Here is an 11,646-nt window from a genome sequence, read left to right as displayed (position 1 = left end):
GCCCGGCTGCGCGCCGGGCGGCGTCGCGGGGTGCCCGGCGGAGGGCTGGGCTGCGGGCTGCGGGACGGTGGTCGGCACGTCGGTCACGCGGGTCTCCTCGTCGGCGCCGGGCCGTCGCTCCGGGGCGTCGTCGCACCCGGTGGGAAAGCGCGTTCCCGCCGCACGATGATGGTAGCCCCGGATCGCCGTGGCGTCAGGCTCGGGGTGTCGCGGCGCCGGGTGCGCGCGCCGCGGCACCGCAGCGCGGCCCGGCGGGACCGGCGTTGACGGCCCCCGCCGGTCGGCGCTCGTCCCTGCACACGGCGCGGCTTCGATATCGGTATCGTTGCGGCGGGTCGACGGCCGTCGACCCGTGCGGGCAGCGTTGCTCGGGCGAGGTCGGCACAGGCGCCGGACACCGCGCAGACCGTGTGCCCTCGCGTTCCAGAACGTCGCCCGGCGTCGCCGGGCGACGAAGCCGGCCACCCTCGAGGAGCCCAGCCATGCCCGAGCGCCAGCGCGCCGCCGTCGTGCTCCACCCCGACTTCCGGGTCGGCGCCGTCGACCGCCGGATGTTCGGGTCGTTCGTCGAGCACATCGGCCGCGCCGTGTACACCGGCCTGTACGAGCCCGGCCACGCCACGGCCGACGAGCACGGCTTCCGGCGCGACGTCGCCGACCTGACGCGCGAGCTCGGGGTCACGACGGTGCGCTACCCCGGCGGCAACTTCGTCTCCAACTACGTCTGGGAGGACGGCGTCGGCCCGCGCGAGGAGCGGGAGCCGTTCATCGACCTCGCCTGGCGCACGATCGAGCCCAACGAGATCGGCACGGACGAGTTCCTGCAGTGGGCCGAGCGCGAGGGCATCGAGCCGATGATGGCCGTCAACCTCGGCACGCGCGGGGTCGCCGCCGCAGCCGCGCTCGTCGAGTACTGCAACGGCGAGGCCGGCTCGAAGTGGGCCGACATGCGCATCGCGAACGGCCGCGAGAAGCCCTACGGGGTGCGCCTGTGGTGCCTCGGCAACGAGATGGACGGCCCCTGGCAGATCGGGCACAAGGACGCGCACGAGTACGGCAGGCTCGCCGCCGAGGCAGGCAAGGCGATGAAGCTGGTCGACCCCGCCATCGAGCTCGTGGTGTGCGGCTCGTCCTCGATGCAGATGACGACGTTCGGCTCGTGGGAGCGGACCGTCCTGTCGTCCACGTACGACATCGTCGACCACCTCTCGATGCACGCGTACTACGAGGACCGTGACGGTGACCGCGCGAGCTTCCTCGGCTCCGGGACCGCGATGGACCGCTTCATCCGCCGCGTCGTGGCGACCGCCGACGCCGTGGGCGCCCAGCGCCGCTCCGACAAGCAGATCACCGTCTCGTTCGACGAGTGGAACGTCTGGTACCTCGAGTCGCGGTTCGCCGGCGGCGAGAACCTCCCGCTGCAGCGCGACGCCCCCCGGGTCATCGAGGACGTGTACTCGGCGCTCGACGGCGTGGTGGTCGGCGACCTGCTCGTGACGCTCGTGAACCACGCGGACCGCGTGCCGATCGCGTGCCTCGCCCAGATGGTCAACGCGATCGCGCCGATCATGACCGAGCCGGACGGCCCGGCCTGGCGGCAGCCGACGTTCCACCCGTTCGCGGAGACGGCCCGCCTCGCCCGCGGCGTCGCGCTCGACCTGCGCGTGGAGGCGCCGTCGGTCACGACCGCGCTGCACGGGACGGTCCCGCTCGTGACGGCCGCGGCGACGTGGGACGACGTCGACGGCACGGACGCGGCCCTCGCGCTCTTCCTGGTCAACCGCTCCCCCGAGCCGGTCGACGTCGTTCTGACCCACCCGGGCGTGCGCGTCGAGCTCACGGGCGGCGTGCAGCTGCTCGCGGACCACGAGCCCGCGGTCGAGGGCCCCGAGCACGCGGCGAAGGTCGCGGCCGCCTGCCTGTCGACGCTCGGCGCGCCGCCCGCGGGCACGGGGGACGGCTCCACCACGGTCACGCTCGCGCCCGAGTCCTGGACCGCTCTGCACGGCACGGGTAGTCGTATCTGACTGTGGTCACAATCTTCGTGACACGGCTGTGACCAGCGGCATTCATCAGACCTCTTACACCCATTGGTGAGGGTTCGATGAGGTTATCCAGGAAACCTGGGAGAAAACGCGTCCGAATGCTACGTTCGCGTCATGCCCCCTGCCGACAGCGTGGTCGACGCCCATGTGCACGTCTGGAATCCCGAGGCCGTGCACTACCCCTGGCTCACCCACGACCTGACCTCGATCGACCGTGTCTTCACCGTCGGTGACGCAGCGCCGGAGCTGCGCGAGCAGGGTGTCGGGCACGTCGTGCTGGTCCAGTCGGCCGACAACCGCGCCGACAGCGAGAACATGCTCAACCAGGCGCTCGGCAACCCCGAGGTCGCGGGCGTCGTCGCGTGGGTCCCGCTCGTCTCCCCCGACGACACCGCCGCACAGCTCGACGCCTGGCGCAGCGAGCCCGTGGTCGGCGTCCGGCACATGGTGCACCTCGAGACGGACCCGAGCTGGCTGCTGCGGGACGACGTGGGCAAGAGCCTCGGCCTGCTCGCGGACCGGCGCATGACGTTCGACGTGAGCGCCGAGACACCCACGCTGCTCGCGCACGTCACGATGCTCGCCGAGCGGCACCCCGACCTCACGATCGTGCTCGACCACCTCGCGAAGCCACCGATCGCCGCGCTCCGCTCGGGCCACCGCGCGGTCTGGAACCTCTGGGCCGGCATGATCGCCGAGATCGCCCAGGCACCCAACGTCGTCGCGAAGGTGTCGGGGCTCAACACCGCCGCGGGGCCGGGCTGGACGGTCGACGACCTGCGGCCCGCCGTCGACCACGCGCTCGAGGTCTTCGGGCCGGGCCGGCTCATGATCGGCAGCGACTGGCCGCTCGCGCTGCTCGCCGCGAGCTCCTACACCGAGGTGTGGACCGCGACGCGCGACACCCTCGGCGGGCTCGACGAGGCGGAGCGTGCCGAGGTGCTCGGCGGGACGGCGACCCGGGTCTACGGGCTCGCGGTCTGACCCCAGGAGTCGCGTCACAGCCGGGTGTGACACACCGCCTGACCGCGGGAGCCGCGTCACGGCCGGGTGCAACCGCGCGGGTGCGGCCCGGGCCGACGAGCAGGCCCCACGCCGGACGCGGCCGCACCGGGAGCGGCAGCGGCACGCGAGCCGGAGGGCCGACGCCGAGCAGCGACCGGGTCAGACCCCGACGAGCCCCGCGCCCAGCACGGCCGGGACCCCCGCGGCGAGGTGGAGCGTGACGCGCGGCCCCTCCCCCGCACCCTCGCGCACGACGACCGTGGTCGCCCGGTCGGCGACGAGCTCCGCCCGGGTCACGCGCCCGGCCGACCAGGTGATCGCGACCGTGACGCCGCCGCGCACGCGCAGGCCGCGCACCTCACCCTCGGCCCACGCGCCCGGCAGCGCGGGCAGCAGGTGCACCTCGCGGAGGACACCCTCCGCGCTCGCGACCGTCCGGTGTCCCTGGACGAGCGCCTCGACGACGCCCGCCGTGAAGCCGAGGTTCCCGTCGACCTGGAACGGCGGGTGCGCGCAGAACAGGTTCCGGTAGACCCCGCCCCCGGAGCGCGGGCCCGACCGCCCGGGCAGGTCGAGGTCGACCGGGGCGAGGAACGACCGGACCGACGCCTCCACGCCCGCGACGTCCCGCAGCCGGGCGCGCAGGTTGAGCCGCCACGCGAGCGACCAGCCCGTCGACTCCGGACCGCGCGCGTCGAGGCTCGCGACCGCGGCGGTCGCCAGCGCCGGCGCCTGGTCGGGGTCGATCGACGTCCCCGGGTGCACGCGGTAGAGGTGCGACTGGTGGCGGTGCGTCGGCTCCGCGTCGGGCACGTCGGTCAGCCACTCCGCGAGCCGGCCGTCGGCGCCCACGCGCTCCGTGGGCAGCCGCTCCAGCGCCTCGCGGATGCGGGCGTCGAGGTCGTCGGGGGACACCTCGTCGCCGGACGTGTCGTGGCCGGACCTGTCGTGGCCCGACCTGTCGTGGCCGGACCTGTCGTGGCCGGACCGGTCGTGAGCGGACCTGTCGTCGCCGGACGCGTCGGCCAGGGCGGCGCGCGCGTCGAGCGTGCGCTCCAGCAGGTCGCGGACCATCGCGAGGTCGGAGGTCGTCGAGGTCGAGACGGCGGCGGGCAGCCCGTCGGCCGCGACGTACTTGTTCTCGGGGCTCGTGGCCGGCGCGGTGCCGAGCGTGCCGTCGGGCAGCTCGACGAGCCAGTCGAGCACGAACAGCGCGGCGCCGTGCAGGACGGGCCACGCCCGCGCGAGGAACGCGGCGTCCCCGGTGTACTCGTAGTGGTCCCAGACGTGGCGCGCGAGCCACGCACCGGCGAGGGGCCAGGCCGTCCAGCACGGGTCGCCGTCGCCCTCGCCCGCCGGGAGCGAGAAGCCCCACACGTCGGAGTTGTGGTGCGCCGCCCACCCGCGCGCCCCGTAGAGCTCGTGGGCGGTGCGCGTGCCCGACGCCGCGAGCGCGCCGAGCCACGTCAGCAGCGGCTCGTGGCACTCGGCGAGGTTCGCGCCGAGCGCGGGCCAGTAGTTCATCTCGGTGTTGATGTTGAGCGTGTAGTTGCCGGACCACGGCGGCTGCACGTGCTCGTTCCACAGGCCCTGGAGGCCCATCGGCTGCGTGCCGCGCCGAGAGCCGGCGAGGAGGAGGTAGCGGCCGTGCTGGAACGCGAGCGCGGCGAGCCCCGGGTCGGGATCTCCGTCGGCGTGCCGGGCGAGCCGCTCGTCGGTCGGCGCCGACCGCAGCGCCGGGACCGGGACGGGGGTCGGGCCGACCGCGCCGCGGGCGTCGGCGGGGACGGTGTGCGGGGCCTCGCCGGACCGGGTGGCGTCCCGGGTCCCTCCGGACGTGGCAGCGAGCGGAGTGCTGCCCGGCAGGCCGGCGTGCGGGGCGTCGTCCGGCGCAACCGCCCGCGGCACCGCGTCCGAGGGGTCGACCCGCTCGTCCGCAGCGCCGCCCAGCACGAGGCCGACGCGGTCCAGCAGCCCGCGGTGCTCGGCGACGTGCTCGGCGCGCAGGCGCTCGTGACCCGCTGCCACCGCCTCGTCGAGCCGCGCCTCGACCGTCGCCCGGAGCCGCTCGACGTCGCCGTGGGGCACGACGCCCGGGCCGCCGAAGTCGGTCTCGGTCGCCAGCAGCACGACGAGCTCGCGAGCACCGCGGACGGCGAGCTGCTCGTCCCCGGCCACGACGTCGCCGTCGCTCAGCACCCGCAGCCCGACGACGGCGGTCACGGCGCTCCCGGGGGCGGTGCTCCGCTCGACCGGCTCCAGGACGTCCTCGTGCGGCGGCCACACGTGCGACGGCATCCGGGCGACCGCGGCCCAGCCGGCACCCCGCACCCCGTCGCCGTCCGGCTCGCCGGTCGAGGTGCGCACGCCGTCGAGCGGGTGGGCCGAGGTCACGCTGAGCACGAGGTCCGCGTGCGGACCCTCGACGACGCGGCGCAGCACGAGCACCCCGGCGGGCGCGCTGACGAACACCTCCTGCGCCGACGGGACACCGCCGGACGTCCAGGCGTGACCGGTGACGGCGTCGCGCAGGTCGAGCCAGCGCGCGTAGGGAGTGCGGGAGGCGGCGGCGCCGCCGTGCCCGTCGGCCGCGGTCCCGTCGGGCGCGGCCTCGCCGTCCGCCCCGGTCCGCGCGCCGGAACCCGGCCGCTGGTCCGCGCCGGCCCGCTCGACCACCCGCGCCCGCTCGTCGAGCTGCGCCCGCTCGTCCGCGCCGGCCAGGTCGTCCGGCCACGCCCCCTCGTCCGCCGCCGGGAGCTGCTCGACCCACAGGTCGACGAGCGGCTGGTACGCCTGCGAGTGCCCGTGCTGGAGCCGCTGCACGTGCCGCTCCGCGGCGCGCACGTCGCCGCGGGCGAGCGCCTCGCGCGCCGCGGCGACGACCTGCGGGCCCTCGCCGGGGGCGATCCGCGGGATCCCCGCGTTGGTCGCCGGCGAGCCGGACCAGCAGGTGTCGTCGTTGACCTGGATGCGGTCGCGCAGCGGCCCGCCGAAGCACATGGCGCCGATCCGCCCGTTGCCGAGCGGCAGGGCGTCGGTCCAGGCGGCCGCCGGGGCCGTGTAGTGCAGGGTCAGGTCGTCGGTGCGGTGCGGGGTCAGGCCGCCGGCGTCGCCGCCCGTCGCGCTCACGCGGGCGTCGGGGCGGACGGGTCGAGCAGGCCGGCCTCGCGCAGCTCGGACCAGACGTCGGCCGGGACGTGCGTGCGGAACCGGTCGACGGCGTCGTCGACCTGCGCGGCCGTCCGGGCCCCGACCACGACGGACACGACAGCGGGGTGCGCGGCCGGGAACGCGAGCGCGGCGTCGGGCAGCGTGACGCCGTGCCGCTCGCACACGTCGGCGATCGCGTGGGCGCGCTCGACGAGCGCGGCGTCCGCGGGAGCGTAGTTGTGGTGGGCCCCCGGTGCCGGGCGGGGGCGGGCGAGGATGCCGGAGTTGTAGGGCGCCGCGGCCACGACGGCGACGCTGCGCTCGACCGCGAGCGGCAGGAGGTCGGCGAGCGCGCCCTGCTCGAGCAGGGTGTACCGGCCCGCGAGCATGACGACGTCGACGTCGGTCTCGCGGACGAACCGCGCGAGCATCGCCGACTGGTTCATCCCCGCGCCGACCGCCCCGAGCACACCCTCGTCGCGCAGCTCGACGAGCGCGGGCAGCGCGGTCGCGACGGCCTCGTCGCCGACGTGGTCCGGGTCGTGCAGGTAGGCGATGTCGATGCGGTCGAGGCCCGTGCGCTCGAGGCTCTCCTCGATCGACCGCCGGATGCCGTCCCGCGTGAGGTCCCACTCGCGGCGGGTGTCCGCCGGGACGTCGAAGCCCTCGTCGTCGCGCAGGTGCGCGCGCTCCGGGCTCGGCACGAGCCGGCGCCCGACCTTGGTCGAGACCGTGCACTCCTCGCGCGGGTACGCCGCGAGCAGCGCCCCGAGGCGCCGCTCGGAGAGCCCGAGGCCGTACGACGGGGCGGTGTCGAGGTAGCGGATCCCCCGCTCCCACGCACGGGCGACGGCGCCGTGCGCCTCCTCGTCGGTCGTGACCCGCCCGAGGTTGCCGAGCTGCGCGGTCCCGAGCCCGAGACCCGTCACGACGGTCCCGGTCCTCGGCACGACGTGCCTGGTCAGCGCCTCGCGGCTGTCCTCGGCCCGCCCGTCGTGCGCTCCTGCGCCCGTTGCCGCCATGGGTCCTCCTGCGCGTCGTCGCTGCTCGGCGACCGCCGCGGACGTCCGGCACGGACCGCCCCCGGCGGGCTGCGGCGACCCTACCAACGGTGTCGCGGGAGCGAGCAGCGGGGCCCCCGGAGGCGCGGCGCGCACCCCTGCCCCGGGCCGGCGCACCCCCACCCCGAGCACGGCCCGTCACGGGTGCGCGTGCGCGGGACCGAGGTCGTCAGGCATCCTGGGAGCGTGCCCCGGGAACGACGGGCGCCCTTCCGTGCACGTGGGAGAGCTGTGGAACCCGTACCCGAGACCGCCCAGGTCCTCCGGTCCCTCAACGAGACCAGCGAGCGTGACCTCGCGTCGATGATCGACACCCTCGCGGAGCGCGTCGTCGCGATCGTGCCCAGCTGCGTCGGCCTGAGCATCAGCCTCATCGACAGCGGGCTCACGTTCACGCTCGTGGCGACGTCGGAGCAGGTCGCCGCGCTCGACGCGGTCCAGTACGTCGCGGCCGGGCCGTGCGTCGAGAGCGCCGCCAGCGGGGACGAGATCCAGCTCGACGACGTGCTCGACGAGCGGCGCTGGCAGCACTTCGCGCGGGCGGCCGCCGCGCAGGACGTCCGCAGCACGCTGTCGTTGCCGCTCGTCGTCAGGCGGGGCGAGGTCGCCGGCGCGGTGAACCTGTACGCGGCGGACCCCCAGGCGTTCGTCGGGGTCGAGGCGGAGCTGAGGCAGGCCGTCGGCGGCGGCCAGGGCCTGGGCGTGTCCAACGCGGACCTGCCGTTCCGGACCCGGGACGTCGCGCGGACCGCGACGCGCACGCTCGACGAGCTCGACGTCGTGGAGCAGGCCGTGGGCTTCGTCATGGCGGAGCAGCGCGTCGGGGCGGACGAGGCGCGGCGCCGGCTGACGGACGCCGCCGACCGGGCCGGGGTCGACGTCCCGAGCGCCGCGCGGGCCCTGATGGCGCGCCGCTGACTCGTCCCGCCCCCGTCGGACGCCTCCCGGGGTGTCCGCCGGGAGCCCGTCCGCGCGCGAGCGGTGAGCGCGTGCCGCCCGCCCGAGGCTCAGGACGAGGCGCGGACCTGCAGCGTCGCCTCGAAGATCGACCCGGTCACGCCGCGGTCCGGCGCGTCGATCTGCGCGAGCAGGATCGCGACCATCTCCGCGGTCATCTCCTCGATCGGCTGACGCACGCTGGTGAGCGCCGGGCGGGCGACGGGGGCGAGCGCGCTGTCGTCGAACCCGACGACCGACACGTCGTGCGGCACCCGGCGGCCCGCGTCCTCGAGCACGTCGACCGCGCCGAGCGCCATGAGGTCGTTCGCCGCGAACACCCCGTCGAGCGCGGGCTGCCGGACGAGCAGGGCGCGCATCGCCTCCGCGCCGGTCACGAACGAGAACCCGCCGGGGGCCGTGACGACGTCCGGCAGCCCGTGCCGCGCGGCGGCGTCCCGGAAGCCGGCGAGGCGCTCGTGCGCCGACGGGACGTCGGCCGGGCCCTCGATCACGGCGAGGCGGCGGCGCCCCCGTGCGACGAGGTGCTCGGCCGCGAGCGCACCGCCCTCCCGGTTCCCCACGTCGACGAAGCTGACGGGGAGCGGCGCGGCGGGGTGCGCGAAGATCACGGACGGCACGCCGGCCGCGACGAGCAGCAGCGCGAGCGGGTCGTCGGGGCGGGTCGAGACGAGCAGCGCCCCGTCGGCGTGGCCCTGCTGCAGGTGCCCGAGCACCCGGGCCCGGTCGGAGTCCGTCTCGGCGAGCATGAGGACGGGGTCGACGTCGCGGGGGCGCAGCGCGCGCAGGATCCCGCCGACCGCGCGGCCCACGAACGGGTCGTGGAAGTCGACCTCGTCCGGCGGGCCGTCGGGCGTCGCCGCCCCCGCGACCGCGACGACGACGAGCCCCGAGCGCCGGGTCACCAGCGAGCGCGCGGCGCGGTTCGGGACGTAGCCGGTGCGGGCGATCGCCTCCCGCACGAGCTCCTGGAGGTGCTCGGCGACGTCCGGGCGGCCGTTGACGACGCGGGACACGGTGGCCCGGGAGACGCCGGCGACACGGGCGACGTCCTCGAGCGTCGGGCGCGCGGCGGACGTGGCGGGGTCGGCCATGCGGGGACGCTAGCACGCGCCAGAGAACGCTCTCCGAGGTGCGGGTCAGGACGCGGGCCACCCGCACGCCAGCGCGACGAAGTCGTGCACGAGGCCGCGCAGCGCGTCGTCCGCCGTCACGTGGAACACCGGCTGCGCGACACCGTCGACGTGCGCGCGCACCCCGAACGCCGTGCCGCGCTTGTCCTCCGCGACGGCGTGCGGGTCGCAGCGCGCGGGCACGACGTCGAGGCCGACCGTGCGCGCGCCGTCCGGGGCGGTCGACAGCGCCGCGGTCCACTGCGGGCCGCCCGCCGCGGGGTCGAGCAGGACCGTCCGCTCGACCGCGTCGACCACGACCTCCGGACCGCCCGGGCGCGGCGTGAGGGTGAGCTCGACCGTCCCGACCCAGCGCCCGTCGGGCTCCTGGCGCGTCGCGAGGCGCGGACCGAGCGCGAGCGTGGCTCCCCGCACGACGGCGACCGCCGCGCAGTCCTCCCCGTGGATCCGCGCCAGGTGCCCGTTCGGGTCCTCCGGGCTCACCTCGAGCGTCCCGCGCCGACCGGCGGCATCGACGACCTCGAGCCGGACCGTCACCGCGCCCGCGTCCGCCGCGGCCGCCGCGCCTCCCGCGCCGCTCGCCGCGCTCGAGCTCCCGGTCTCGTCGTCCGCGTCCGCCGGCGCGCCACCGCCCGCCGTCGCTGCCACCCCCGCGTCGCACACCGGGTCGCCGAGCGCGACCGGCACGTCCCGGCGGGTCCCCGCGGGTGCGCGCCGCCCGTCCTCGCTCACGGCGACCCCCTCGACCGTGGGGCTCGCGAGCCGGGCCTCGACGACCTCGAGGTCGGTCGTCCCGTCGTTGTGCACCGCGACCTGCACGACGCGCGCGGCCCGCTCCGTGCGGCTCTGGCGCACCTCGACGCGCAGCCCCGCCAGCACGTCCTGCGGCAACGGTGCCGCCGAGGCCGTCGGCGTGGACGTGGCGGTCGGGCGGGCGGGCGACGCGTCGCCGGGTGCCGAGCACGCGGCCGTCGCGGCGAGGACCAGCGCGGTGAGGACCAGCGCGGGCACGGACCGGCCACCGGGCTCGGGCGTGCCGGGTCGACGCATCCCGACATCGTGGCGCACGCGGCGCCGGGACGGAACGGGACGGTGCACGGCGTGGCCACCGACGCGGGCCGAGGGGCCCCGGACCGACCCGCGTATCAGCACCCCGGCGCGCGCGTCCTCCCCCACAGGACCGTCACCGCACGGTCCGCCCGGGCCGTCTCCGCACGGACCGACGACGTCCACCCGAGGGGGTCCACGTGGAGCGACGACTGCGTCCCGGCGCGGCGCTGCGGGACGGGCAGGCGCTCGCCTCGGCGAACCGGCGCACGCTCCTGACGATGCAGGCCGACGGGAACCTGGTGCTGTACGAGTACTTCGCGAGCGGCCGGCGCGCGCACCTGTGGGACAGCGCGACCGCGGGCAGCCCCGGCTCGGTCGCGCACCTGCAGGAGGACGGCGAGCTCGTGGTGCGCCGCCCCGACGGATACGTGCTGTGGACCTCCGGGACGGCAGGCACCCCCGGTGCGGAGCTCGCGCTGCTCGACGACGGGGACCTCGTGCTCGAGCGGCCCGACGGGCGCCGCGCCTGGGCGTCGGGGACCCGGACCGGGTACGCGCTCGTCGACTTCCGTCCCGACCGCGACGGCTTCTCGTTCCCGGACGCGTTCGCGGGCGTGGTCGCGACCCTGCCCGGTGTCGGGGACGTCGCGGTGTGCGGGCTGTGCGGCGGCATGGCCTTCGCGGCGCTCGACCACTGGTACGCGGGCGTGCCGGTGCCGGCCTCGGAGCCGTCGGCCCCCGTGCCCGACGACGTGCCGCCCGACGGCCACCCGCTCACCGAGCACCTGCGGGCGCGGACCGACGACTCGTTCCGGGTGCCGTCGGCCGCGCGCTTCGCCGAGTGGTCGGCGCACCCGGACCACGCGACGTGGCTCTACGCGGGCGTCCACCGCTGGTGCACCGAGGGCGAGCTCCCGCGGCTCGTCGAGGCGCTGCGGGCGGGTCACCCGGTGCCGCTCGCGCTCGTGCGGGCCCGCTCGCTCGCGACCGCCGGCGAGAACCACCAGGTCGTGGCGTACGGGTTCGAGCACGACCGCGTGACCGGGCGGACGACGGTGCTGGTCCACGACAGTGCGGCGCCGGGCGTCGAGGTCCGGCTGACGTCGGAGCGCGACGAGGTCGGCTGGACGTCCTCGTGCGGCGGGCGCTGGCGCGGGTTCTTCGTGCAGGACTACACCCCGCGCCCGCCCCCGTCGGCCGGCGCGGGCCGGGCGGTCGGCGCCGAGAGCGCGCGCGGCGGCACGC

7 protein-coding genes and 1 pseudogene are annotated in these 11,646 nt (G+C 76.6%); 4 read left to right on the top strand and 4 right to left on the bottom strand.

Annotated features, from left to right (window positions below; all coding sequences use genetic code 11):
- Positions 1–482: 482 nt before the first annotated feature.
- Positions 483–2,027: an arabinosylfuranosidase ArfA gene (gene arfA, locus AB6N24_RS21270; protein WP_412871358.1), complete on the top strand. Its 1,545-nt coding sequence runs from the start codon at positions 483–485 to the stop codon at positions 2,025–2,027.
- Between the two features lie 132 nt (positions 2,028–2,159).
- A complete protein-coding gene (locus AB6N24_RS21265; RefSeq protein WP_412871357.1) occupies positions 2,160–3,029 on the top strand; it encodes an amidohydrolase family protein in 870 nt (289 codons plus the stop codon).
- A 180-nt stretch (positions 3,030–3,209) separates the two neighbouring features.
- Here AB6N24_RS21265 and AB6N24_RS21260 read toward each other — a convergent pair whose 3' ends face one another.
- Both AB6N24_RS21260 and AB6N24_RS21255 read right to left on the bottom strand, forming a co-directional pair.
- Positions 3,210–6,179 carry a glycosyl hydrolase family 95 catalytic domain-containing protein gene (locus AB6N24_RS21260; protein WP_412871356.1) on the bottom strand — a complete coding sequence of 990 codons (2,970 nt, stop codon included), beginning with the start codon at positions 6,177–6,179 and terminating at the stop codon, positions 3,210–3,212.
- Positions 6,176–7,222, bottom strand: a complete 1,047-nt coding sequence (locus tag AB6N24_RS21255; RefSeq protein WP_412871355.1) for an aldo/keto reductase — start codon at positions 7,220–7,222, stop codon at positions 6,176–6,178. The genes AB6N24_RS21260 and AB6N24_RS21255 overlap by 4 nt, the downstream gene beginning before the upstream one ends.
- A gap of 270 nt (positions 7,223–7,492) precedes the next feature.
- Between AB6N24_RS21255 and AB6N24_RS21250 the strand changes: the two genes are divergently transcribed.
- A complete protein-coding gene (locus tag AB6N24_RS21250) occupies positions 7,493–8,179 on the top strand; it encodes a GAF and ANTAR domain-containing protein (RefSeq protein ID WP_412871354.1) in 687 nt (228 codons plus the stop codon).
- An 89-nt stretch (positions 8,180–8,268) separates the two neighbouring features.
- Here AB6N24_RS21250 and AB6N24_RS21245 read toward each other — a convergent pair whose 3' ends face one another.
- Both AB6N24_RS21245 and AB6N24_RS21240 read right to left on the bottom strand, forming a co-directional pair.
- The gene (locus AB6N24_RS21245; protein ID WP_412871353.1) at positions 8,269–9,312 is read right to left on the bottom strand and encodes a LacI family DNA-binding transcriptional regulator; all 1,044 of its coding nucleotides are present in this window, start codon (positions 9,310–9,312) and stop codon (positions 8,269–8,271) included.
- A 45-nt stretch (positions 9,313–9,357) separates the two neighbouring features.
- Entirely contained in the window at positions 9,358–10,401 is a 1,044-nt protein-coding gene (locus AB6N24_RS21240; protein WP_412871352.1) for a hypothetical protein, read from the bottom strand.
- A 197-nt stretch (positions 10,402–10,598) separates the two neighbouring features.
- Between AB6N24_RS21240 and AB6N24_RS21235 the strand changes: the two are divergent.
- Positions 10,599–11,646, top strand: a pseudogene (locus tag AB6N24_RS21235) (hypothetical protein); the annotation flags it as partial.

Origin of the sequence: Cellulomonas jepli, from assembly GCF_047229345.1 — a bacterium.
Lineage (GTDB): Bacteria > Actinomycetota > Actinomycetes > Actinomycetales > Cellulomonadaceae > Cellulomonas_A.
Note: the sequence above shows the minus strand (reverse complement) of the source record. Positions and strands in the feature narration are given on the sequence as shown.

Excerpts from the sequence above, each read along its gene's own strand:
- arfA (WP_412871358.1), top strand. The coding sequence starts at position 483 with ATGCCCGAGCGCCAGCGCGCCGCCGTCGTGCTCCACCCCGACTTCCGG.
- AB6N24_RS21265 (WP_412871357.1), top strand. The coding sequence starts at position 2,160 with ATGCCCCCTGCCGACAGCGTGGTCGACGCCCATGTGCACGTCTGGAAT.
- AB6N24_RS21255 (WP_412871355.1), bottom strand. The coding sequence starts at position 7,222 with ATGGCGGCAACGGGCGCAGGAGCGCACGACGGGCGGGCCGAGGACAGC.
- AB6N24_RS21245 (WP_412871353.1), bottom strand. The coding sequence starts at position 9,312 with ATGGCCGACCCCGCCACGTCCGCCGCGCGCCCGACGCTCGAGGACGTC.
- AB6N24_RS21240 (WP_412871352.1), bottom strand. The coding sequence starts at position 10,401 with ATGCGTCGACCCGGCACGCCCGAGCCCGGTGGCCGGTCCGTGCCCGCG.